At 61.0% G+C, this 24225-nt stretch carries 20 protein-coding genes and 1 pseudogene; 6 read left to right on the plus strand and 15 right to left on the minus strand.

All coding sequences use genetic code 11. The features are described from left to right. Nucleotide 1: 1 nt before the first annotated feature. The 4 genes from CFII68_RS22495 to CFII68_RS22480 are packed head-to-tail and all read right to left on the minus strand — an operon-like array spanning nt 2 to nt 3906. Nucleotides 2-436 (minus strand): YeeE/YedE family protein, encoded by a 435-nt coding sequence (locus tag CFII68_RS22495; protein WP_018602110.1) that lies wholly within the window; start codon nt 434-436, stop codon nt 2-4. A 42-nt stretch (nt 437-478) separates the two neighbouring features. Beyond that, nucleotides 479-1282 (minus strand): sulfite exporter TauE/SafE family protein, encoded by an 804-nt coding sequence (locus CFII68_RS22490; RefSeq protein ID WP_018602112.1) that lies wholly within the window; start codon nt 1280-1282, stop codon nt 479-481. A 28-nt stretch (nt 1283-1310) separates the two neighbouring features. Next, on the minus strand, nt 1311-2981 hold the full coding sequence (locus CFII68_RS22485; RefSeq protein WP_018602114.1) for a bifunctional protein tyrosine phosphatase family protein/NAD(P)/FAD-dependent oxidoreductase: 1671 nt from the start codon (nt 2979-2981) through the stop codon (nt 1311-1313). A gap of 46 nt (nt 2982-3027) precedes the next feature. After that, entirely contained in the window at nt 3028-3906 is an 879-nt protein-coding gene (locus tag CFII68_RS22480) for an MBL fold metallo-hydrolase (RefSeq protein WP_018602116.1), read from the minus strand. A 227-nt stretch (nt 3907-4133) separates the two neighbouring features. On the opposite strand from CFII68_RS22480, the gene CFII68_RS22475 reads away from it, so the two are divergent. Continuing rightward, nucleotides 4134-5456, plus strand: a complete 1323-nt coding sequence (locus tag CFII68_RS22475; protein ID WP_018602118.1) for a sigma-54-dependent Fis family transcriptional regulator — start codon at nt 4134-4136, stop codon at nt 5454-5456. 16 nt (nt 5457-5472) lie between these two features. Here CFII68_RS22475 and CFII68_RS22470 read toward each other — a convergent pair whose 3' ends face one another. Genes CFII68_RS22470 through CFII68_RS22460 form a run of 3 tightly spaced genes read right to left on the minus strand, consistent with a single transcriptional unit; the run spans nt 5473 to nt 9724 of the window. Beyond that, nucleotides 5473-5952 carry a hypothetical protein gene (locus CFII68_RS22470; protein WP_018602119.1) on the minus strand — a complete coding sequence of 160 codons (480 nt, stop codon included), beginning with the start codon at nt 5950-5952 and terminating at the stop codon, nt 5473-5475. A 41-nt stretch (nt 5953-5993) separates the two neighbouring features. Next, nucleotides 5994-8741 carry a cation-transporting P-type ATPase gene (locus CFII68_RS22465; RefSeq protein ID WP_018602121.1) on the minus strand — a complete coding sequence of 916 codons (2748 nt, stop codon included), beginning with the start codon at nt 8739-8741 and terminating at the stop codon, nt 5994-5996. A gap of 59 nt (nt 8742-8800) precedes the next feature. Continuing rightward, a complete protein-coding gene (locus tag CFII68_RS22460; RefSeq protein WP_018602123.1) occupies nt 8801-9724 on the minus strand; it encodes a universal stress protein in 924 nt (307 codons plus the stop codon). Between the two features lie 207 nt (nt 9725-9931). Between CFII68_RS22460 and CFII68_RS22455 the strand changes: the two genes are divergently transcribed. Together CFII68_RS22455 and CFII68_RS22450 are read left to right on the plus strand one after the other, a co-directional pair. After that, nucleotides 9932-11182, plus strand: coding sequence for a DUF4010 domain-containing protein (locus tag CFII68_RS22455; RefSeq protein WP_018602128.1), 1251 nt, complete (start codon nt 9932-9934; stop codon nt 11180-11182). Between the two features lie 105 nt (nt 11183-11287). Beyond that, nucleotides 11288-12199 (plus strand): universal stress protein, encoded by a 912-nt coding sequence (locus CFII68_RS22450; protein WP_018602130.1) that lies wholly within the window; start codon nt 11288-11290, stop codon nt 12197-12199. A 52-nt stretch (nt 12200-12251) separates the two neighbouring features. Here the strand turns inward: CFII68_RS22450 and CFII68_RS22445 are convergent, their stop codons facing one another. Beyond that, nucleotides 12252-12815, minus strand: coding sequence for a GNAT family N-acetyltransferase (locus CFII68_RS22445; RefSeq protein WP_018602132.1), 564 nt, complete (start codon nt 12813-12815; stop codon nt 12252-12254). 247 nt (nt 12816-13062) lie between these two features. Between CFII68_RS22445 and CFII68_RS22440 the strand changes: the two genes are divergently transcribed. Beyond that, nucleotides 13063-13956: a universal stress protein gene (locus CFII68_RS22440; protein WP_018602134.1), complete on the plus strand. Its 894-nt coding sequence runs from the start codon at nt 13063-13065 to the stop codon at nt 13954-13956. A gap of 308 nt (nt 13957-14264) precedes the next feature. Here the strand turns inward: CFII68_RS22440 and fnr are convergent, their stop codons facing one another. After that, on the minus strand, nt 14265-15017 hold the full coding sequence (gene fnr, locus CFII68_RS22435; RefSeq protein ID WP_018602135.1) for a fumarate/nitrate reduction transcriptional regulator Fnr: 753 nt from the start codon (nt 15015-15017) through the stop codon (nt 14265-14267). A gap of 138 nt (nt 15018-15155) precedes the next feature. Continuing rightward, nucleotides 15156-16304 carry an HD-GYP domain-containing protein gene (locus CFII68_RS22430; RefSeq protein WP_018602137.1) on the minus strand — a complete coding sequence of 383 codons (1149 nt, stop codon included), beginning with the start codon at nt 16302-16304 and terminating at the stop codon, nt 15156-15158. A gap of 331 nt (nt 16305-16635) precedes the next feature. On the opposite strand from CFII68_RS22430, the pseudogene CFII68_RS26445 reads away from it, so the two are divergent. Continuing rightward, a pseudogene (locus CFII68_RS26445) lies at nt 16636-16812 on the plus strand (Lpp/OprI family alanine-zipper lipoprotein); the annotation flags it as partial. A gap of 3 nt (nt 16813-16815) precedes the next feature. Here the strand turns inward: CFII68_RS26445 and CFII68_RS22425 are convergent. Then, nucleotides 16816-17787 carry a DMT family transporter gene (locus CFII68_RS22425; RefSeq protein WP_018602139.1) on the minus strand — a complete coding sequence of 324 codons (972 nt, stop codon included), beginning with the start codon at nt 17785-17787 and terminating at the stop codon, nt 16816-16818. Between the two features lie 93 nt (nt 17788-17880). Here CFII68_RS22425 and CFII68_RS22420 point away from each other — a divergent pair, with 93 nt between their 5' ends. Next, nucleotides 17881-18822, plus strand: a complete 942-nt coding sequence (locus CFII68_RS22420) for a LysR substrate-binding domain-containing protein (protein WP_018602141.1) — start codon at nt 17881-17883, stop codon at nt 18820-18822. 43 nt (nt 18823-18865) lie between these two features. Here CFII68_RS22420 and CFII68_RS22415 read toward each other — a convergent pair whose 3' ends face one another. From CFII68_RS22415 to CFII68_RS22400, 4 genes are all read right to left on the minus strand, one after another. After that, on the minus strand, nt 18866-20209 hold the full coding sequence (locus CFII68_RS22415) for an OprD family porin (RefSeq protein WP_018602142.1): 1344 nt from the start codon (nt 20207-20209) through the stop codon (nt 18866-18868). A gap of 302 nt (nt 20210-20511) precedes the next feature. Further along, the gene (locus tag CFII68_RS22410) at nt 20512-21477 is read right to left on the minus strand and encodes an FAD:protein FMN transferase (RefSeq protein ID WP_018602144.1); all 966 of its coding nucleotides are present in this window, start codon (nt 21475-21477) and stop codon (nt 20512-20514) included. Beyond that, nucleotides 21467-23647 carry a PepSY domain-containing protein gene (locus CFII68_RS22405; RefSeq protein ID WP_018602145.1) on the minus strand — a complete coding sequence of 727 codons (2181 nt, stop codon included), beginning with the start codon at nt 23645-23647 and terminating at the stop codon, nt 21467-21469. Before CFII68_RS22405 ends, CFII68_RS22410 begins: the two co-directional genes overlap by 11 nt. Before the next feature lie 24 nt (nt 23648-23671). Continuing rightward, nucleotides 23672-24142, minus strand: a complete 471-nt coding sequence (locus tag CFII68_RS22400) for a DUF2271 domain-containing protein (RefSeq protein WP_018602147.1) — start codon at nt 24140-24142, stop codon at nt 23672-23674. Nucleotides 24143-24225: the final 83 nt, after the last annotated feature.

Consider the following 24225-nt stretch of genomic DNA (forward strand, 5'->3'; position numbering starts at 1 on the left):
TTCAAACCCCCATCACGTGACGCAGGACAAATACCGTGGCGAAACCGCTGAGCATGAAACACGCCGTGGCGACCATCGAGCGGGGTGAAAGGCGCGATAGGCCACACACGCCATGGCCACTGGTGCAGCCCGAACCGTAACGAGTGCCGACCCCCACCAACAGGCCGGCGACAGCGAGGCCGAACCAGCCGTTCTGGAACTCGATCGGCGGCAAGCTGGCAAACACGCCCCATAACAGCGGCGCGACGAGCAGGCCCAGGAGAAACAGGGCCTTCTCGCCCAGGCCTTCGCTGCCACGCTGCAGCAGGCTGCCGATCAGCCCACTGATGCCGGCGATCCGGCCGTTGGCAACCACGAACAGGCTGGCCGCCAAGCCGATCAACATGCCGCCGGCCAGGGATGACCACGGCGTAAAGTTGAGCCAATCAATGTTCATCAGCGTTCTCCGCTACACATCGTTGATATTCCACTACGTGATTCAACCCAGGACCTTTACCAGCAGGGCGACCGCTACCAGCGTCGACACCAGGGCGAAGCCTCTTTGCAGATAGGGTTCCGGCAATCTGGCAGCGACCAGGCGCCCGCCGAGCATGCCGACGATGGCCCCCATGGAAAAGGGTAGCGCTATTGGCCATTGCAGGTGGCCCGTCGCCGAACTCGCCAGCACCCCTGACATGGAAACCAAAGCGATGACGGTCAGCGACGTGGCGAGCACCGACTGGGTGGTCAAATTGGTGTACCGCTGGAGCGCCGGAACCATGACGAAACCACCGCCGACGCCGAGCAAACCGGATAGAACCCCGGCGACCATGCCCGAAGCCGTGAGCGCCCACGCACAAGGGCCGGTCCAGTTCAGCTTGCCGCGATTTTCGTCCAGGACACAGGGTGGCGGCTTGCGTGTTTCACAGGCCTTTGCCCCGACATGAGACGGCAGTGATTTTTGAAAGGCCCGGAAGGCCACGTACATCAGCAACAAGGCAAACAGGATCGTCAGCGGACGGTTGGGCGTGCGCTGCGCCAACCAAAGGCCCAATGGCGAGCAGATGACCCCCGCACTGGCCGTCAGCAGTGCAGCCTTGTAGCGCACGATGCCATTGCGCAGACCCATCACGGCGCCCAGGGTGGCGGCCAGGCCCACCGCCAGCAAACCAATGGGCCCGGCTTCGGCCATGCCCATGCCCACGCCAAAAACCAGGAACGGGACGGCGAGTATGCCGCCGCCGGCACCGGTCAGCGCGAGGATCACGCCCACCGCAAAGCCCAGTACCAGGACGGTAATCATCTCGGTCTCCTGGAGCAGAGGTTTGATTTCATAGGTCCGCCAGTTCAGGTTTCGCCAGCCATTCACGGCCCTTGAGCATGGCTTTCCAGTACAGCGGTGGAAGAATGCGCTCTTTAAGTAGCCAGGCGAGTCTCGAAGGCCGAGTACCGTCGATCAGCCAGGATGGGAAGCTGGGGGCGAGCTTGCCGCCGTAGGTGAATTCAGCGAGAACGACCTTGCCCCGTTCCACGGTCAGCGGGCAGGAACCGTAGCCGTCGTAATGGGCGCTGCCCTTGGCCTTGCCCATGGCCGCCAGCACATTATGGGCGACCACGGGCGCCTGCTTGCGCGCCGCCGCTGCGGTTTTTGCGTTGCTGGTATTGGTCGCATCGCCCAATGCGTGAATATTCACCCAGGTCTTATGCCGCAAGCTGTCGGGGTCGACATCGATCCAGCCCGCCCCATCGGCCAGAGGGCTTACGCGGATAAAATCCGGCGCCACCTGGGGAGGTACCACATGCAGCAGGTCGAAGTCGTGCGTCACCAGGTGAGTACTGCCATCGACCTTGACGCAGCTGAAGGTCGCCGTTTGTGCCGGTCCATCGACAGACGCCAGCGTACTGCCGAAACTCAGGTCGATCCCATAGGCGTGGACGTATTCCATCAGGGCCGGCACGTAGTCGGGAACGCCGAACAGGACTGTCCCGGCGCTGCAGAAGTCGATCTCGATATCGTCGAGTACGCCTTGGCGCCTCCAGTGGTCGGCGCACAGGTACATCGCTTTTTGAGGGGCCCCGGCGCATTTGATCGGCATGGGGGGCTGCGTGAAAATCGCCCGGCCATTGCGCAGTTGCTGCACCTGTTCCCAGGTGTAGGGGGCCAGGTGGTACAGATAGTTCGAGGTGACGCCGTTGCGCCCCAGTGTCTGCGGTAAGCCTTCTATGGCATGCCAATCCAGTTTAAGGCCCGGGCACACGATCAACTGCTCGTAGCGGACCATGCGGCATCCATCGAGAATAATGGCGTCGTTTTCAGGTTCGAAGGCAGCCACTGCCGCCTTGATCCAATGTACGCCCCGGGGAATAGTCGCGCCCATCGTGTGGGCCGTTTTGTGTGCGTCGAAGACGCCACCGCCGACGAGGGTCCAGCCGGGCTGGTAATAATGCACATCCGCCGGGTCGATAATGGCAATGTCCAGGCCCGGCTCGCGGGCCAATAGGCTTGAAGCTGCCGCGATGCCCGCCGCGCCGCCGCCGACAATGACCACGGCATGCCGGGCTTCGGCCACGCCGACAGGCGTGCGTCCTTCGTTGGCAATTCTGCGAATGACGCCTTTCATGTCGAAGCCGGCTTTGCTGGCTGTTTCGACAATCTGTGGCAAGGGCTGCTGGCCGGCCTGGGACAGTGCCCACATCGTGGTCGAGCGCATGCCGGAGCGGCAATACGCCAACACGGGCTTGGGCAAGGACTCGAACAATTTGCCGAAGGCAACGCCCTGTTCGTCGGTCACCTTGCCGGACTCTGCGGCAAGGTAGTGCGCTTCGATGCCCATTGCCTGTGCCGCACGCTGGATGTCGGCAAACAAAGGTTGATCGCTGCCTTCACCATCTGGGCGGTTACAGATGATGGCGCGAAAGCCGCTGGTTTTGATCTCACTCATTTGGTCGGGATGAATCTGCCCTGAGATCGAGAGGCCGGACGCAAGGTGGCGGATGTCCATGACTGTCTCCGTGATGACGGTTTTTCTTATGAGAGGGGGCGGGTCTTCAGAGCCGATTGAGTGGGATTTTCAGGTAGCACGTGCCGTTCGATTCCGGCTCCGGGAAATGCCCGGCCCGCATGTTGACCTGGACCGATGGCAGGATGAGCGTCGGCATGTCCAGCGAGGCATCGCGCTGGGTGCGCATCGTCACGAATGCTTCTTCACTGATGCCGTTACGGACGTGGACATTGTCGGTACGTTGCTCGGCGACGGTGCTGGAAAATTGCACCTCGCGGCCATCCGGTTGGTAATCGTGACAGGTGTAGAGGAGGGTGTTGGCCGGCAGGCTCAAGACCTTGTTGATGGATCGGAACAAGGCATGCGCGTTGCCACCGGGGAAGTCACACCGTGCGGTACCGTAGTCGGGCATGAACAAGGTGTCGCCAACGAATGCCGCCGTTTCCTGGCCGTGGCTGATGACATACGTCATGCAGGCGGGGGTGTGGCCCGGTGTGTGGAGCGCACGGCATTGCAGCGTACCGACCGTGAATGACTCGTCATTGACAAACAAATGGTCGAACTGACTGCCATCGCGGGGCATCTCCCCACCTATGTTGAACAGCGTGCCAAAGACTTCCTGCACGGCGGTAATCTGGCTGCCGATCCCTATCGTGCCACCGAGTTTTTCCTTCAGGTACGGGGCGGCGGTGAGGTGGTCGGCATGGACGTGGGTTTCAAGAATCCATTCGACCTTCGCCCCCAGCTCGCTCACCCGGGCCATCAGCTTGTCGGCCGAGGTGGTTGTGGTACGGCCTGATTTGGGATCGTAATCCAGGACGCTGTCGATCAACGCGCACTGGCGGGTCGCTTCGTCCAGCACCAGATAGCTGACAGTGTGGGTCTCAGGATCGAAAAATCCTTCGACGTACGGTTTTACGGTCATGAACGGTCTCCTTCGGGGCTCTCGGCCGCTTGAAGGACAGACACAGCAATAATGCTGCCATGTTGATTCCGGGAGCGATTTAGATGGATAACATTATGATTTTATTCATTTAAATTGATGGGTGCCGGCAAGGCGCGCGACAATCTCCAGACAATTGCACTGCCATTGGCAGCGTTTGTTGGCATAGTGGCAGTGTCACCCTTGCTGGATGAATGACTGGAGCCGCGATGACACACAGCCTGCCGCCTACCCAAGACCTGCTTCCACATCCAGACCAGGTGCAATCCCTGGTCTCGTTTCTGGAGCACGAGCCCCAGCCGATGATCGTCCTCGATCCCGATTACAACATTCTGGCGGCGAACACGGCTTACCTGCGTCAGTTCGGCAGCGCCGACAAACCATTCATTGGCCATAAGTGTTATCGGGTTTCCCACCACTACGATGTGCCTTGTGACCAGGCCGGTGAGCACTGCCCGATGAAAAAGGCCAGGGAGATGCGCGGCCCGGATCGGGTCTTGCACATTCATCACACACCGCGCGGGCCCGAACACGTCGACGTGGAACTGCGCCCGATCCTCAATGAGCATGGCGTCATCAGCGCTTATGTGGAACGTCTTACCCAGGTGCGTAGCGCATCGGCCCGGCCCAGTAATGAGGGGCTGGTGGGCAGTTCGCCGGCCTTTAATCAGGCGCTGTTGGAACTGCAGCGGGTAGCGCCCTCGATGTTACCGGTCCTGCTGTTGGGAGAGTCCGGCACCGGCAAGGAACTGTTTGCCCGCGCCGTCCATGAAACCAGTGAGCGGGCAGCCGGGCCTTTTGTCGTAGTCGATTGCTCCGGGTTGACCGAAACCTTGTTCGAGAGCGAGCTGTTCGGTCATGAGAAGGGCGCGTTTACCGGCGCCACCGTGCGCAAGGTGGGTCTGGTGGAGACGGCCCAGGGCGGCACGCTGTTTCTCGATGAGATAGGCGACGTTCCCCTGGCCATGCAGGTGAAGCTGTTGCGACTGATCGAGTCTGGAACCTATCGTCGTGTCGGCAGTGTGGAAACCCTGCACGCGGACTTCAGGTTGGTGGCCGCGACCCATAAGCCGTTGGAGAAAATGCTCGAGAAAGGCGAGTTCAGGCAGGACCTGTACTACCGCATCAGCGTTTTTCCCATCCATTTACCGCCCTTGCGGCATCGCCTTGAAGACATCGGCTTGTTGGTGGATTCGTTCCTGCAACGTTCCGGCATTGGTAAGCGTCGGCTGACCATCGATCCCGAAGCGCTGATGCAATTGCAGCGGTTTGCCTGGCCGGGCAATATCCGCGAGCTGCGCAATGTCCTGGAAAGGGCTGCGCTGTTTGCCGATGACGGTGTCATTCACGCCTTGCATCTGCCCGCGACCCCCGTGGCGTTGTCCGCCCCAGCCGTGATGCCTGGGCCCGACAGCAGGGATCTGGAAAAGCTCGTGGCCACTTTCAAAGGCACCCGCCGCGAACTGGCCAGGCACCTGGGCGTGAGTGAGCGCACGTTATACAGGCGGTTGAAGGAGCAGGGCCTGGCCTGATCGTCGGGAGACAGATCTAGGGAGCTGGCGTGCCCATATTCTGCTGATGCTGCATCATCTGCTCCATCATCATTTGCTGCATGCCCATGTAGTTGTCCATCATGTACTGGTGCTGCTTCATCTGCTCGGGCGTCATCTGGGAATAATGGTTGCCCATTTGTTTCCAACCCATCATCGGGCCGTGCCCCTTCATGTGGCCGCCCATCATGCCGCCGCCCATCATCCCATTCATCATCTGCATGCCTTGTTGCATCATGGCCTGGTGATCTTGCATGAGTTTCTGGCGTTGCGCCGGATCGCTGGTTTTCTGGATCAGGCTCATTTGCTCCTGCATTTTCTTCAGGTTTTCCTGGGCCTTCGTCATCTGCTGATCAAATTGTTCAATGCTCATCGATGGCGGCGTCGGCTTGGCGGCGTCGGTGGCTTGCTGGGCAAAGGTCAGCGTGGGGAAAAGCACCGCGGTCAGAGCGATGGCGGCGAGTCTGGATGCGTTCATGGTTCAGGTCCTTGCGGGGTGGGTGGGCAGGGGAGTGATCGTCACGGTTGACGATCGGACTCGGTTAAACGCAGTCGAAGCTGTTTTTCAATTTCGATGATGGCGAACAGCGCAACGCCCACCGCGATGATCAGCAGTCCGTCCATGAAGGGGACCGCTTGGGTCGCGAACACGGTTTGCAGCGGCGGCGCGTAGGTGATGGCGAACTGAGCGACGGTCACCACCGCGATGGTCGCCCACACAACCTTCGTACCCCGAAGGCCCTTCCAGGTCAGCGACGTGCCGTAGAGATTGCGGATAAAGAACAGGTGGAAAATTTCCATCACGACCAAGGTGTTCACCGCCAGGGTGCGGGCCAGTTCGACGGAGTAGCCTCGGTCCAGGGCATAGGTAAAGATACCGTAGACACCGCACAGGAACAGAATGGAAACCAGCACCATATGCCAGACCAGTGCGCCGCTGATCAACGGTTCCTGTCGTGAGCGCGGTGGCCTGCGCATGGTGTTGTCTTCGGTCGGTTCGAACGCCAGCGCGATACCCAGCGTGATGGCGGTAATCAGGTTGATCCACAGGATCTGTATCGCCGTGACTGGCAATGTAAGGCCAAACAGCAGCGCGACAATCAGGGTCATTGTCTCGCCCGCGTTGGTGGGTAACGTCCAGCTCAGCACTTTCTTGATGTTGTCATAGACCGTCCGTCCTTCACGCACAGCGGCCACGATGGAGGCGAAGTTATCGTCCGCCAGTACCAGGTCTGCGGCTTCCTTGGCCGCTTCACTGCCTTTGCCGCCCATGGCGATGCCGGCATCTGCGCGCTTGAGCGCTGGCGCGTCGTTGACGCCGTCGCCGGTCATGGCCACGGTCATGCCGTTGAGTTGCAGCAACGTCACCAGCCGCAGCTTATGTTCGGGGCTGGTACGCGCGAAGATGTTCACTTGCTTGAGCGATTCCCTGAGGGTGGCATCGTTCATGGCGTCCAGGTCGTTGCCGGTCAGGACCTTGTCGGGGTTGTCCAGGCCGATCTGATCAGCGATGGCGCAGGCGGTGCCGGCGTGGTCGCCGGTGATCATTTTCACGACAATGCCGGCCGCCTGGCATTGCTTGATCGCCTGGATCGTTTCCGGGCGGGGCGGGTCGATCATCCCGACCAGGCCCAGCAAGGTCAGTGTCCCTTGCACATCGGCAAATTCCAGGAGGGTGTGTTCGGGCGGGACTGACCTGACGGCGAGCGCCAACACGCGCTGGCCTTTGCCGGCGATGGCATTGGCCTGCGTGTGCCAATAGTCGGCATCGAGCGGGGCCGTTGCCCCCGTGCTGCTACGCTGGCGCGTGCACATGGTCAGAATCTGCTCTGGCGCGCCTTTGACATAAATCGCGGCTTGCCGGTCATGGTTGTGATGCAGCGTCGCCATGAAGCGGTGTTTGGCGTCGAACGGAATGGCATCGGTGCGGGCCCAGGTGCCGCGTTCCTCTGCGCCGTTGATGCCGGCCTTGGCGCAAAACACCAGCAATGCGCCCTCCATGGGATCCCCTTCGACTTTCCAGGTGTCTTCGTGCTGCCTCAAGCTTGCGTCATTGCAAAGGCTGGTCGCGCGCCCCAGTTCGGCCAGCACCGGGTGATGGGAGGTATCGATCAACTGATCGGCAAGGTTCATGTTGCCCGAAGGCTGGTAGCCGACACCGTCGACCGTGAAGGTCAGGTCACTGGTGACGACGGATGCCACCATCATCTCGTTACGGGTGAGGGTGCCGGTCTTGTCCGTGCAGATGACTGATACCGAACCCAGGGTTTCGATGGCCGGCAGGCGCCGAACGATGGCGTTGCGATGGGCCATCGCCCGCACGCCCACCGCCAGGGTGATGGTGAGTACGGCGGGCAACCCCTCGGGTATGGCCGCGACCGACATGCCCACCACGACCATGAAGATCTCGGTGAAGACGTAATGCCCGACAAAGTGACCATAAGCGAGTAGCAGGCCGGCGATCAGCAAAATCAATAGCGTCAGCCAGCGGGCGAAGACGTCCATTTGCTGTATCAGGGGTGTTGTCAGTGGCTCCACTGCCGACAGCAGGTTGCTGATGCGCCCGATTTCAGTCGAGGTTGCCGTGGCGACAACGACCCCTGTTGCTTGTCCGCAGGTCACCAGGGTGCCACTGAAGGCCATGCAGGCACGATCACCCAGGGCCGCTTCGATGCGCACCGGTTCGGTATTTTTTTCAGTCGGTGCGGACTCTCCGGTCAGGATGGCTTCCTGGACCTGGAGCCGATTGGCATGCAGCAGGCGCAGATCCGCCGGGACTTTGTCGCCGGCCTCCAGCAAGACGATATCGCCGGGTACCAGTTCCTCGCCTGCGATGCCCAGGCGTTCGCCGGCACGTATCACCGTTGCACGGGGCGCCAGCATGTTGCGGATGGCATCCATGGCCTGCTCGGCCTTGCCTTCCTGGGCATAGCCAATGATCGCATTGGCCACCACGACAGCGAGAATGACCACCGTGTCCCACAGGTGCTGCAGCGTTGCGGTGATGGCAGCGGAACCGAGCAGCACATAAATCAGGATGTTATGAAATTGCAGCAGAAATCGCCGCCACGCTGGCCGCCGGGCCGACGCTGACAACCGGTTGAAACCCGTACGTTCAAGCCGGGCCTGGACTTCGGCGATGTCCAGCCCGGCTTGCTCATCGACACCCAGGTGTTTGAGCGCCTGTTCGGCGGGCAACGTGTACCAGGCCAGGCTCTGCGAGGGCGTTGTCGGGTGCGCCGCTGGTATGTTGCTCGGTCGGTTCATCAGCCGCGTTCCTGTGGGTGCGGAGCGGTTGTTCTGCAGGCCATCGGCGCAGGTCCGCCTCAGCCAACTTGCTGCGGCGCAATCACCCACACGCTGCAGGGCATCTTGTACAGCAGGCCTTCGACGGTGCTGCCGATCAGCTTGTCCAGGCTGCCGTAGCGCACGCGGCCCATGACGATGACATCAATGTCATGGGACGCGGCGTAGCTCGCCAGCACCTTGGCCGGGTCACCCATGATCATGCGTCGCTGGTCCGCGGCGATGCCATTGCGTTCGGCCAGGGCATCGAAGGCGGCGCCCTGGGACTCGTAGAGCTGGCGGGCCAGGGTCGAGGAGAAGAACATCGAACCGTTGCCAAAACCGTATTCAGCGGCGGTAATGGACGAAAGGTCATAGGCGTAGATGACTTCCAGCGTCGCGTCGCAGCTACTGGCCAGTTTGTTGGCTTCGCTCAGGATCCGCTCATTGAGGCCTTCGTAGCGGCCGTCCTGATGAAACGGGTCGATGGCCGCCAGGATCTTGCGCGGGCGGGCGTGGGTAACCTTGTTGACGAAGTGCAGCGGTACTTCGCATTCGCGCAGCAGATGCACGTCCAGCGGCGTGAACATCAGGCGGGAAAACCACGACTCAGGGTCCACCGACTTGATCAGCGCATCCATCGGCGCTTCCTTGAGGTGGACCAGGATCTCCTGCAAGGGGCGCTCGACCCACGTCACTTCTGTCGTGACCTCGATACCGAGTTTGCGCAGGGGCCTGGCCTGTTCCTCCAGCCACTGCCGATGGCGCTCGATGTAGCCCAGGCGCATCTGCTCCAGTGCCTGCTCATTGACCAGGCCGGCCGTGGCCAGGCCTTCGAGGTAGTCAAACGCGACAATATGCAGCGCGGCGCCTTCGGCCTTGGCCAGTGCGGCGGCCCGGTCGAACGCCGGGCTGTGTTCCATCAGTGGCGAGACGACCAGCATCAAGCGTGATTGCGTGGACATGACAAACCTCCCGGGCAAGGACCTGTTGGCGCCGGGCGAGGTTTCGCGCGGCGTGGTGTCTGTCATCAATCATGAGCGTCATGGAGCCCGCTAACTTGATTTGCATCAAACACGCTTCAAAGCGTTGCATCGAAGGCAGCAGCGGCGAGGCAATCGCGCTATGTTTGAGCATGATCAGTCGCCCCAGGGCGCCAGAGAGCCGTAACCATGACTGAAACCCTGGCCTTCGCCAATGCCGCCGCCGCGCTGGGAATCGGCCTGCTGGTGGGGCTTGAACGCGAACGGCGCAAAGGCGAGGGTGACCGGCGCGACTTCGCCGGCCTGCGCACCTTCGCCATCACGTCGGTGCTCGGCTACCTGGCGATCCAGGCGGGCGGTCCCTTGTTGCTGGGGGGCATGACCCTTGCCCTGGGCGCCTTGGTGACCGTGGCCTATTGGCGAAATCTCGATAAGGACCCGGGGATTACCAGCGAGGTGGCGTTATTCGCGGTATTGGCACTGGGTGGGCTCTGTGCGAGCGCCCCGGGCCTGGCGACCGCGATTGGCGTGGTGATGGCCGGGCTGCTCGCCAGCCGCCAGGCTCTGCACCACTTTGCCCGCAACCAATTGACGGCCACCGAGCTGCGCGATGGCCTGGTGCTGTTGATCGCCGCGCTGGTCGTGCTGCCGCTGGCGCCGGATCGATTCCTCGGGCCTTATGACGCCATCAACCTGCGCAACCTGTGCACCCTCACCGTCATGCTGATGGCGGTGGGTGCGCTGGGGCATGTCGCGGTTCGAACCCTGGGTACCCGCTATGGCTACGCCCTCAGTGCGATTGCCTCGGGGTTCGCTTCTGCCACGGCGACTGTCGCGACCATGGGCGGTATCGCGGCCAAAGAGCCGATCAATCTCAAGGTGGTGAGCGCGGCGGCGATGTTATCCAACCTGGCGACGGTGACTCAAATGGGCCTGATTCTCGCGGCTGTGGACCCCGCGCTGCTGCGTTGGATGTGGGGGCCGTTGGTGTGCGGGATGCTGATGGTATTTCTCTACGCCGGTGTGCTGATGTTTCCCCGACCAAGGGCGCGGGCCGGTGAGCCCATCAAGCACGGCGGTGCCTTCAGCCTCAAGCTGGCGGTGACGATGGTCCTGGCGATGGCCGCTATCACCGTCCTCTCGTCGGCAATGCTTGATGTGTTTGGCCAGGCCGGGGTGACCGTCACCGCGATTTTCAGCGGGTTGCTCGACGCCCATGCCTCGACGGCCTCTATCGCTTCCCTGGCCAAGGGCGGGTTGTTGCCTTTCGACGGCGTCGCCGTGCCGGTCCTGATGGCGCTGAGCAGCAACTCCCTGAGCAAATGCGCCGTCGCCTGGCTCAGTGGCGGGCGACGGTTCGCCGGGTATGTGATTCCCGGCCAGGTGCTGGTCACGCTGGCGATGTGGGCGGGGCTGTTGCTCCCGAGTTTGTCAGCCTGAATGAATGATGGCTGTTTGATGAAGATCAAGTCCTTTATCTGACAGGCGTCCATTCTGGAACCCTCAATCCTTTAAGTGGCTGTCGCCACGTGCCGAGGTGTTCCTATGTCCCAGACTCAACGTTTGTTGCTAGTGGCGCCCGACGCCATGATCCGTACGCCGGCGTTCGACCGCGCCACCGAGTTGGCCCTGGCGCTGGACCTGCCCCTGCACATCGTGGCGTTCGACTACCTGGAGTTGCTCTCGGTGGCCGGTCTTTTCGCCCCGGAGCAGGTCAAGCAAGCGCGTGAGGGCTATCTGGAAACCCATCGGCATTGGCTGTGGCAACAGGCCGAACTGGCGCGCCGGCACGGCGTCGAGGTGACCTGCGAGGTGGTTTGGAGCAAGGATGCCTTCCAAGCCTTGCAGCAATACGTCAAGGAGATGCCGATGGCGTTGATCATCAAGGACGCGCAGCCGGAACCGGCGATGAAGCGGGTGTTTTTCACGCCCCTGGACTGGCGCTTGCTGCGCGACTGCCCGGTGCCAGTGCATCTGGTCACGGATTCGCGTAACCCCCGGCCTCGGCGGGTCCTGGCGATTGTCGATGTGCTGCGCAGCGAGGAGCAGGACCTGGTATTCAACGACCGGATCGTCGACGCCGCGGTCAAACTGGCCGAGCAATGCAACGCCCAGGTCGAGTTGCTGCACGCCTTCGATTGGACGGCGGTCTACGCCTCGGACATGGGCATAGGTGCGCTGCCCCTGGCCACCGGGCTCTACGAAGCATTGGGCCAGGCACAACATGAGGTGTTCGAGTCCCTGGCCGAGCGGCATGGGGTCGCACCGCAGCAGCGCCACTTCATCGAAGGGGCGCCGCTGAACAGCATTTGCACCTTCGCCAGCGATCACCAGATCGATGTCATCGTCATGGGTACCACGGCGCATCGTGGCCTGGACAAGCGCCTGGGCACTACCGCCGAACTCCTGCTGCAACGGGCGCCCTGCAGCGTTTTGGCAATCAAGCCGCAAGCGTGACGGGATCAACGCTGCGCGAGGCCATACCAAGGCCTCGCGCCAGCGTCCAAAGCTAAAGGTAGAGCCGGTGGATGACTTGCCGGGTGTCATCAGGATCGCTGTGGGTTTCAAAACCCAGGCTATGGGCCAAGTCCCGCATCGGGGCATTGCTGGCGGCATCGACGGAGTACATCTGGCGGTAGCCGTTTTTACGCGCGGTGTCGATCAGGTGCTCCATCAACAACGTCCCCAGCCCCAGGTGTTGCCAAGGGTCAGCGACGGTCACCGCAGACTCGCATTCGTGTTCCTGGGTCGCGCAATAGCGACTGACCCCGATCTCGATCAACTCGCCGTTGTCATGGACCAGGGCGATGTAGGCCATGCGCGTCTTGCAGTCGACATCCATCAACTGATCGAGCAGCGCCGCGCCCGGCTCATTGATCTGCGCCAGGAAGCGCATGTGCCGGGACTCCGGTGACAGGCGCATGATGAAGTCGTATTCGCGCTGGCGATCCTGGTCCCTGAGCGGGCGGATCAAGACATGCCGGCCGTCCTTGAGTGCCTGGATCCAGTGTTTGCCACTGATGCTGGCATACAGGGCTGCGGCGCGTTCGTTGTGGTCTTTGACAGTGAGCATGGTGCGATCCTCCCTCGGATGTGCACGTGCGGTGCGATAAAAAGCTGCGCATTCGATACTGTTCTACGCCCGCCACGGCGATCGATTCTGATCTGGATCAGTGCCCGCGTATCCGTCCGTCGATTGTCTTGCCTTTGATTCAGATCAAACCGTCCGGAGCCTTGATGGGCGCACGCTGAAGATCGCTCCGGAAAAGGCCGGTGCAAGGTTTTTGGATTTCGCGTGGGCAATCCGATGGAGGTGTGCGATGGGGCAATACCAGCGTCTGCTATTGATCGTCGAACCTGATCTGCACCCCTGCGCAGCGATGCGCAGGGCCTGTGCCCTGGCCCGGGCCAGCGGCGCAGCACTGCACTTGTGCGCGTTCGTCCAGCCACCGGCCCGCACTCACCTATGGGGTGAAAAAATCGATGAAGCGAGTGTGCAGCGCTATCTGCACCGCTACCGTCGCTGGATGGTGGAGGAGGCGGCGCTGCTCAGGGAGGAAGGCCTGGATGTGACGACTCACGTGGTGTGGACGCTCCATCCGTTGCTGGACATCCTGCGCTACGTCGAGCAGTTCCAGCCTGACCTGCTGATCAAGGACGTCACCCTCGAACCGTTGCTCAAACGCGTGTTTGCAACACCCCTTGACTGTCACTTGTTGCGCGACTGTCCGGTGCCGGTGCACCTGGTCAATCAGGCGGTGCACGGCTTGCCGCGGCGGGTCGTGGCGGCGGTGGACCCCTCGGACCCCGAGGCCAATGCCTTGAACGAGCGTATCGTCCAGACGGCCACCGCGCTGGCCCGGCAATGCGACGCCTCGTTGCATCTGTTGTACGCCTGCGACCTGTCGCCGGCCTTCAATGGTGAAGCCTCGTTGCTGGCCGGTGCTTGGGATGACGACTTTGCCGACGCCCTGCGCGAATCGCTGCATGCGGCGTTTATCAGCCTGGCCGAGCGCTGTGGCGTACCGGCGGAACGTCGGCACTTTGTCGTTGGCCTGCCGGTGCCGGTCATCCAGGCGTTCATCGACGAATTCGAGGTCGACGTGGTGGTGATGGGCACTGTGCACCGCGCCGGTCTTGAGCGTTTGCTTGGCAGCACGACAGAACGCGCCTTGTACTCGGTGCCGGGCAGTGTGCTGGCGGTCAAGGGATGAGTACGGCCACGTTGCGCGGTCCGGCGCTCCAGGGCTTGGTTTGCCTGGACTGAGGGAGGGCAGATTGCAGACTCGCACCTACAGGGGATTCTCTGTGATCGCCGGACTTGTGCTCACCACGACCCCATGTGGGAGCGAGCTTGCTCGCGAAGGCGGCGGCCCAGCCGAATCAAAGCCAACTGACCCACCGCTATCGCGAGCAAGCTCGCTACCACAGGGGATTTTTTGTAGCCGCCGGACTTGTGCCCGCCACGATCCCTTGTGGGAGCGAGCCTGCTCGCGAAGGGGCCGGCAGCTTCAACGATGCATCACAGTTCCGCATGACGATGGCAACCGGCGACTTTTTGCTTGAGACCGGGTAAATCCAGAATCGTGACATTGCGCCCATGCATGTCCACCAGTTCCTCCTGGCGCAGGTGGGCGATGCCCCGGCAGATGGTTTCCAGGCGCAGGCCCAGGTAGGAACCGATGGCTTCGCGGCTCATGCGCAGCACGAATTCCCTGGAGGAATAACCGCGCATGTTAAGCCGTTGGGAGAGGTTCAGTAGAAACGCCGCCAGGCGTTCGTCGGCGTTCATGTTGCCGAGCATCAACAACATGCTGTGGTCGCGCACGATTTCCCGGCTCAGGAGTTTGTTCAGGTTGTGCTGCAACGACGGTAAGTCGTGGGCCAGTTTTTCCAGGAGGTTGAAAGGCAGCGGGCAGACTTCGCTGTCTTCCAGGGCAATGGCATTACAGGCGTAGTGATCGGTACTGATAGCGTCCAGGCCAAGCATTTCGCCTTGCATCTGGAAACCGGTGACCTGTTCGCGACCGTCTACCGAAAGGACGCTGGTCTTGAAGAAACCCAATCTCACTGCATACAACGAGCGCAGTGGGTCGCCGGTGCGATACAGCGCTGCGCCTTTCTTGACCTTCACTCGCTGGGCGATCAGCGTGTCGAGGCGCTCGACTTCACCACCCGTCAGGCCAATGGGCAGGCACAGTTCGAGCACGCTGCAGTTGGAGCAAGCAGCCTTGAGGGAGTGCACGTGTAGAAGTCGGGCTTCGGGCTCGAGCACAGGGATGAACTCCTTTGAGTGAACCAAGCATAGAAGAACTATCCCATCGCGCCTGTTTTTTGTCGGCTAAAGCCATACCCTCGGTCGATTCGTCGTTTAGCTGGGGCAGCAATTGGGTTATGTCGCTAGGTGTCAGCTTTATGCGGGAAGTTCGCTCCACAATGTTTCTGTATTTTTGAAGCCGTATTGTTTTGCCGTGATTCGTTCAATGATCTTTTCGCTTGAGCTCGGCTCACTCAAGTCGATGATCGAGGGGGTGACGTAGGCGTTTAAAGAGGTGGAGAAGAAGGTATTTACTTTTGGGCTCAATAACGAACATGGGTTCTGTTCAGTGACCACGCCGATAGCGCCGCCGCTGAGGCGAACAATGGAGCCAACCGGATAAATACCGACTGACTTTACAAAGGCCTGGAATACCGTTTTATCGAAATGTCGATTCCATCCCGACATTTTTTGAATGGCAATGGCGGGGGACCAGGCTTCGTTGTAGGGGCGATCCGATGTGACTGCGTCATAGACATCGCAAATGGCCGCCATGCGGGAAAAGAGGCTTATCTGCTCACCGATCAACCGATCTGGATAGCCAGACCCGTCCATTTTTTCGTGATGATGCAGGCACACGTCAATCACCGCTTCGCACAGCGGTGCCGAGGTTCGCAATATTTGCGCGCCTAGCCGCGGGTGTTGACGAATGACCGCGAACTCATCATCGGTCAGTTTTCCCGGCTTGTTAATAATGATGCCGGGAATGGCCATCTTGCCAATGTCATGCAATAAACCCGCAAGTCCAGCTTGATGAATAAGCTCTTCAGGAAAATCCAGTTGCTGAGCCACGGCAATCATCAGGGCGCTGACAGCGACTGAATGCATATACGTATATTCAGTCGCCGTTTTAAGTCGGGCCAGGCTGATGAAAGCACTTGGGTGACGCATGATTGAACGGGCTATGTCGTCGACGAGTTTATCCGCTTGGTCGATGGAAATGGCACGCCCCATTCGTGCATCACTGAACATCGCAACGACTGCCGACTTCGATTGGCGACAGAGTTTCCTCGCCGTGATCAGCTCTTCATTCAGCGTCGTAGAACCCACCTGGATATTGGCAATGGCAGCCTTATTGATCGAGGGGCAATTTCCATCATTGACCTGAGGGTCCAGGGAAGGGGAGGCGTGCGAGGTGTCTTGATGAGGGGGTTGACCGTTCCAATAGGGGGACTCGGAAGATGAGCGACAGGGTTCGATAGTGCTATTTATGCAATGTTCGTCGGTTTCTTTATCGTTCGACATGGCCTTTACTCTTTTCGGAGTCGCGGTGTCCCTTTTACTCAGGACGTCCTTGGCTTTGTTTTCAGCATTCCCGGAGTGGCGCTTGCTTGAGGATAGCGGGAGTATGCGCCGTCATGATTGATATCACAGTGATGTCAGTGCAATCTTCTCAGTATCGGTTTGTACCTGTTTTGTACAAGGTTGCCAGGCGCGGATCGCGACAACCTTTGGGCAAAGAGGGCTGTCAAAGAAGTCGCAGCGCTGCCACCGGGCGCTTGATCGGTAGAAACGGTGCAAATTCTTCAGGGGTCAGGGTTTCCCTTTCCAATAGCAGACGGGCCCCGGTGTCCACCAAGAAGTGGATGCCCGACTGGAGTCGGCGGAAAATAACGCCGCAACGGCAAGACTCAGGGCGGATGAGGCCTACAGGAAGGCTGAGCAGGCCGAGATAATGGCCGAGCAGGCGCAACGTACCGCTGAAGAGGCAAGCATCCGCGCCACTCGGATGACCGATAAGGCCACGCGCAAGTACTCAGCGGATGAAGGAGGCATTTCTCTCAGGGACAGTGGACGTCAAAATGATACGAACTGCCATCACCACCCCCACCAGCACGCCAGCAAGACCTGACGCTTCTAGAAGCGTTGGCAGCCGGTGATGAAACAACAAGCCCAGTAGTGTGGCAAATAGTGATTCCAGGGATATCAACTGCCCGGAAAGCACCATGGGAAGGCGACGGGACGCCGCGTTCCAGGCCCAGGCCCCGATGACTGACGACATCAGCGCAATCACAAGACCCCAGGTATACAAGTGTCCCGCCAGGGAAACACTGAAACCCAGGCTTGGCAGCTTGAGAAGATCAAACGCTTGCGCCGCCGGTAACAAGCACAAGGTGCCGATCCCTGCGCCGACCATCATGAGGCCGGTCCAGGCCCCCGAAGCGCTGGCCGACAGGTTGACCAAGGCGCCCTGGTTCAACCAACTGAATACGAGCCACAAGAGCACCGCACCGATCGAGAAAAACACGCCCGTCAACCACGAACCGTCGTCGCTCAGGGGCTGCTGGATGCTGCTGAGGTTCGACAGCACTAGCCCTGCCGTTAAAAAAGCCAGCGGTATCGCCAGCCTTCGCCATGGAAGGGTTTTGTGGGTGGCGTTGCCGAGCAGTGCCTGCAAGACCGGCACCATGCCAATAAACGCCGGGGTCAGTACCGGCCCGGCAAACATGACGCCTGCGGCAATGCAACTGCTGTAACCGAGGTACCCGATGACCCCCAGGCTTGCGCCAAGTAGCAGTTGGCTGCGGCGCAGGCGCCGAAGCTGGGTTCGATAGCCCACCACGACAGCCACACCCAGCGCCCCGGCGATCAGGAACCGTATGATCATCAGATCGTGGATCGTGTAGGCACCGACGACGTAAGGCGCAATGAAATTCAACGCCCAGCTCAGCGTCGCGACGACGGCAAGGCTCACGCCGGCGAGGGTGTTCGAGTAGGCATTGGGCATTCATGCATATCCTTAAGGCATTGAGCTCATGTTGCACAGCGTCGCAGCTGTGCTACAAACGAGTTCTCGGCCCTGGATGTATTACCTCTGATTATGAATAACCTTGGAAAGTCATTACCGCCGCTTGCCAGCTTGTTGCCCTTCGAAGCGGCTGCGCGCTTGGAAAGTTTTTCCAAGGCCGCCGAGGAACTGCACATCACCCAAGCGGCGATCAGTCGGCAGATCCGTGGGCTCGAAGAGGACTTGGGGCTGAAACTTTTCTGCCGTCGTAACCGCGCCGTCTTCCTGACCCAGCAAGGGCGTGAGTTGGGACGTGTGGTGAGTAACGCGTTGCAAAGTATCAGTGCCAGTGCTGTCAGCCTTCGTCAATCGCCAGGTAAAAACCGCGTCGTTTTGCTGTGCCAATTATGCGAAGCGTTCTACTGGTTGATGCCGCGGCTCTCGACGTTCCACCAGCGATACCCGGAAATCGAGATCCAGGTGGCCACATCCACCGGGCCGCTGACTGAGTTCAATGAGCATTTTGACGTGGCCCTGCAAAGCACAGGACGGCCCAGCGGCGTCCATGGCTTGATGTTTACCGCCGCTGATGAAGTGTTTCCCGTATGCAGTCCTCATTACCTGCGTACCCACAAAACGTTGCAAGTCCGTGACCTGAAGTCCCACACCCTTTTGCACTATCACGCTACGCCGCCTCATTGGATGCAGTGGGGTGCCTGGTTCCAGGCGTTTGGACTGTCGCTCGACGACGCTCCCAAGGGCTCGGTGTTCGATAGCTATCCATTGATGCTCCAGGCGGCGGTCGAGGGGCATGGCATCGCGTTGGGGTGGCGGCGCACCGCCCAAGGGCTGCTTGAGAGCGGTGCGTTGGTGAGACCTTGCGTAGAAAGCGTCCCTTTGCCTGACGCGATATCGGTATTCAGCCGGCCGGGCGAGGAAGGTCGGGTTGAGGTAAGCGCGCTGCTCGACTGGCTTGAAGGTGAATTGCGAAGTGATAGTCAGGCCGGCTTCGGTCAGTCGCAGTTAAACAGGTGAAGCTGCCATAACGGATAAAGCTTTGGGCATCAATTGAGGCTGGTCAGAACGGCCCCAGCTTGAGTGGGTACTGGACGACGATATACAGCCGGTCGATGTCATCGCCGCCCTGGCTGCCGTTGGCGCGATGGGTGACGTGGGACAGTTGCAACGACAGGTCCTTGGCCGGGCCTGACTGCACGATGTAGTGCAGGTCCAGGTCGCGCTCCCAATGGCGTCCGCCAGCGCCTTGTTGCGGACTGTAAGTGCCGGTGTCGCTATCGAACGGGTTGTAGGCACCGCCTCGGGGGGCATGGCTGCCGTCGATCCCGCGCCCAGTCACATAGCGGGCCATGAAGCTCAGGCCGGGGATGCCCAAGGTGCCCAGGTCAAGGTCGTAGCGCGCTTGCCACGAGCGCTCGCCGGGGCCGTTGAAGTCGGCATATTTGATCGAGTTGGCCAGGTAGATGGAGTCGCCGCCGACGAAATCGAAGGGCGTGTCGCCGTTGATTTTCTGATAGGCCAGGGTGAACGCCTGGGCATTGAGCCGGTACTTGCCGCTCAGGCTATAGGCTGTGGTGTCGATGGCCCCGGCTATGGCCTTGCCATCGTCGCGGGTGTGGTACAGGTTGCCGTCGAGGAACAGTTCGCCAAGGGTGGCATGCAGGTTGGCATAGTACTGGCGCCAGGCATCGCTCAGTTCGGAGGTGTAGAGCGCGCCGCCCAGGGCTTGGCCGGTGAGCAGGTCGGCGCCGATGAAGTCGATGGCGCCGTGGCGCGTCGTCGCCCCATACCCGGAAAAATCACCCTTGCTGGTCGAGGCGTCCTGATTCTTGAACGCACTGAAGTGGCCCGCCTGCAGGTCGACCCCTTCGAACTCGCGGCTGGAGAGCAGCAGGCCGCTGGCGTATTCGGGTTGCAGGCGCTTGTCGGCGGTATCGAATACCGGGCTCTGCACAGTCATTTCGCCGACCGCCAGGGTGGTGCGTGAGGTGTTGAATTTCAGCGCGCCGCCGGCGCTGGAGTAATGGTCCTCGCTTCGCCCGTTCTCATCCAGCGGCAATAATCCCGTTCCGGAATGCCCTTTGCCGCCGTCCAGTTTCAACCCCAGGAACCCGTGGGCATCGATGCCTACGCCGATCGTGCCGGGGGTGAAGCCGGACTCGAACGAGGCGATGAAGCCCTGGGCCCATTCCTGTTTGTAGCTTTTGCCTGCCGGGGTCGGGGTGCGATAGTCATTGTTAAGGTAGAAGTTGCGGCTGAGGACTTGCAGCGTTGCCCCGTCGAGAAAGCCAGGCGTGTTTTGCGCGAGTTCCGCTGCCATCGCCGGTGCGGCGCTGCCGGTGAGCAGGGCAAGCAGCCAGAGCGGTTTCAGGGCGGCGGTTGAGTGGTGTGGTGCAGGCAACATGCTTCATTTCCATGTGACATTGGGCGGGCGAAGGAGGGCTTTCGCGCCAGGAAGACAAGAGCTTCATTCTTGGGCGTGGGACGCGCGCGCGCGAGTTAAACGTTGTTAATTGCGTTCAGCTGTTTTGGCCCTATCGCGAGCAAGCTTTGCTCCCACAGGGGGCAGCGTTCAGGTGCAACACCGGACGCTGCACTCACTCAGCACATGGCTGCAAGGTTTGCGCTGTGAGGCGGGTGCATGATGACCTTCTCCGGCTGGTGCGTGAGTGGTCGTTCTTCTGACTCAACACCCGAGCGTCGGCGTCAGCGCGTTTGGACCTGAGCCTGCAACTGTCCGCCGACTATGGATATTTCCTTGAACTGCAAACCGTCGCGCACGACGAACAATGCGTCCATCCCGCGTTCTTGTGCCAGGCGGGGGCCTTGGGTTTCGCCCAGTACCATCAGCGCTGTGGCCCAGGCGTCGGCGAGCATGCATGAAGTCGACACCACCGTGACGGCTGCGAGCGGGTTGCACAGGGGGGCGCCGGTGGCTGGGTTCATCGTGTGGGCGTAGGACTGCCCCCTGACGTCGACCCAATGTCGGTAATCCCCGGAGGTGGCGATGGCGGCGTCGCTGAGTTCCATCACCCCCATGACCTCACGCACGCCCCGACGGGGTTTTTCCATGGCCACGACCCAAGGCTGCCCATCAGGTTTGCTGCCGCGCGCGCGCATCTCGCCGTCGATGCCTACCAGGTAGCGTGTGATGCCAAACCTGTCCAGGCAGCGGGCCAACTCATCGACACCAAAACCTTTGGCAATGCCGTTCAAGTTGAGGTTAAGCGGTGCCTGTTTGCGCACCTGGTTGCGTTGTGAATCAACGACCAGCGCTGCACAAGTCGAGCGTCGAGTGGGCGCAGGCAACCCATCGAGCGCCGGTCCGGTGATGGACAGCTCGCCGGGGCCGAAGCCCCAGGCGTCTACCAGATCACCAACGGCGATGTCGAAGGCGCCGCCCGATTGCCGGCTGACGCGCAGCGCAGCAGACAATACCGTGGTCAGTTCCTCGGGCACGGCTATCCATGCTTGCAAAGGTGCGTTGTTGAGGCGATTGAGCTCCGAATCGGCCTTCCAGGTCGACATTTGCTGGTCCACCCGGGCCACGGCACTTGCCAGGGCGTGGCTGATTGCGGGGATATCGGGTTCGGCCAGGGCGTAGAACAGAGCGGTGTAGCGCGTGCCCATGGTTTCGCCGTTCAGGCTGTAGCGTCGCCATTCAGTAGACATCTTCACGGTAGCGTCCCTGTGCCTTGAGGGTCAGCACATTCAGGTTGAGGGGAGCCAGCACTTCATCCAGCGCCAGCATCACGCCCTTGGCCATCTCGCGACCGCCGCAAACCAGTACCTGGGCGCCTTTTTCGATCAGCCGACGCAACATCAGGGCGTCGCTGATCAGCCGGTCTTGCACATAGGAACGGTCCATGACCTGGGAAAAGGCCGCGTGCAACGCCGTCAGGCGCCGGTCAGCCAGGTAATGGTTGAGCTCGGTTTCGTAGAGGAAGTCCGAGGCCGGGTTACGCCCACCCCAATACAAGTGCATAGGGTGGTGGGCCTTGTTGTTCCGGATAAAACCGGCTAGCGGGCCGATGCCGGTACCGGCGCCGATCAGAATCACTGGGTGCGCCCCCGACGCTGGGCGAAATTGTGGATTCGGTTGGATAAAGGCGTCGATGGTCGCCCCGATCTCCAGGCTGTGAAGGAATGATGAGCACAGACCTCCTTTGTGTTTGCGTACGCAGATCTCCAGCACGCCGTCCTGTGAGCTGCTGGCCAGCGAGTAGAACCGAGGGAGGGGGTTGTCAGGGGGCAGGATGCCGACCAGATCACCGGCTTCAAAGGCCGGTAATATCCCTGAGGCTTTGAACCGCAGCACGTGGGTGGGCGCGCCGACTTGTTCACCATAGGCAATGCGCTCGACCAGGATCAGTTGATGGGTGCGGGGCGGCTGTGCGGTGTGGATCAGCGTCAGGTCTTGCCCCAGCACCTCACCCACGGCGTGGCCCCAGCGAGCAAATTCCTGGGATGACTGGCGGTTGATGGTTTCCAGTCCGATCAACGGCGTGCCACCAGCCTGCAACAAGGCTTCCTGTACCTGATGGGCAAACTGACAGAACTGCGCAAACAGCCGGTCGCCAAAACCCAGCACGGCAAACGGCTGGCCAGGTTTCAGGCCGGCTTCGGCCAGCCGTGCCAGGAACTGCGAAGCCGAGGCCGGGGCATTGCCGTCACCGTGGGTCGCGGTGAGGATGAACACGCGTTGAGCGTTGCCGTAGTCGTTGGCGTATTGATTCATTGCCGCGCTGTGAACGCGGTGGCCGGCTTGATGCAAGGCTTCATGCAAGGTGTTGGCAAAGCCCCAGGTGCTGTTGGTTTCGCTGCCGACCAGGATAACGGTGTCTGCGGATTGTGCTGCGCTGTTGTGGCGGATATTCGGCCCGGCCTGGCGGCGACGCCACCAGATCAGGATGCCGGTGATGCTCATCACTGGCACGCCGAGGGCACAGAGGCCCAGCAACAGGCCCAGCCACCAGAGCCCTTCACCGGTGTGCAACTGATAGATCAACTCGTAGACGTTGCGCGTCGAGTCGTGAGCTTGATAGGACAACAGGGCGCCGCTGACCGGGTCCACGTAGCCGTCGCCCTGGGCCGTGCGCAGGGAAAACACGTCTTGCGGATTATTCGGGCTGGGGTAGACGAGCTCGCGCAGATCAGTCAGATCGGTGGCCTGCAAAGCTTGCAGGCTCGCCACGGGCGAGGCCGAGCCCGCGCTGATGTGGTCGGGGAATACAGGTTCGCTCTGACTGCCATCGGCGATGAAGTCGAAGGTCGTGGCGCACATGTAGAGCCCGCTCAGTGCCGATAACAGCAGCCCAAGCAACGCGAATCGACCGACCTCTGCGTGCCAGCGCTGGCTGAAGTCGCCCCGCAATGGCCGCAGCAGGTTGCGCCAGCCGCCGACCCGCCGGACCAGCAACAGCGCCCCGGACACCGACAGCATCAGCATGAACAGCGCGCCGACGCCTGACACCCCGTGGCCCGGCGTACCAAGAAACAGCGAGCGGTGCAGGTCTTTCATCCAGCGTGAGAAAGCGGAGGGTTCGTACGGGGCCAGGCCTCGCCCGGTCAGCGGGTCGACCTTTTCGGCCCCGACCCGGCCGTCCTGATTGAAGTAGACGATGACGGTCCCGGACGCGGTGCGCTGGATCTGCTCCACGCCCGGAAAGTGACTGGCAACGCGTCCGGCCAACTGGCCGACATTGACTTGCCCAATCGCAGTGGACGTGTTGTTCAGGCGTTCAAGGGCCGGATCGACAGACAACATCGCGCCGCTGATGGCCAAGAGCATGACCAGCAGGGCGGCGATCAGACCGGGCAGGGAGTGGAGCTGGCGAAGCATGTTCGGCCTCCGAACAGGTAGGTGCTACAAATCGTAGGTAAAGGATTCGACGTAGGTATTACCGGCCGCCGGCTTGCCTGCGCCTTCGCTGGTCAGTGGCACGCTGACGTCGGCCCGGGCATCACGCTTATCCTCGACGGCGCTATCGATACGGATCTGATACCCGGCATCGATCAGGGTGTCTGCCAGCTCGACGCTGACTTTGAGGGTGTCGCCGCTGCCAACGCTGGCGCCGCTGACGCCGTCGTACTCGCTGGGGCTCAGCTTGCTTCCACGGGCCCAGTCGGCCAGGTGCTTGTAGTACTTGGCCTTTTTGCCGGCCACCCAGAGGGTTTTCTGGTACTGGCCGCTGGCGTCGGTGACGTAAATCGCCAGGTACGCATCGTTGCCGCTGTAGCGCTTGAGCAGGGTCGTGAGGGTTACTTCGCGGGCTTGAGCCAGCCCCGGCAGGATGATGGCGCTGGCGAGGCAGGTTGCAGCGATGATTTTTTTCATGGGAGGTGTCCTTTTGATCGTTGGGGCGAGAGCCTGGACCTGCTTGCTGACAGCAACCTGAACGGCAGGATCAACGTGTCGAA

The sequence above is a fragment of the Pseudomonas sp. CFII68 genome, assembly GCF_000416195.1.
Lineage (GTDB): Bacteria > Pseudomonadota > Gammaproteobacteria > Pseudomonadales > Pseudomonadaceae > Aquipseudomonas > Aquipseudomonas kilonensis.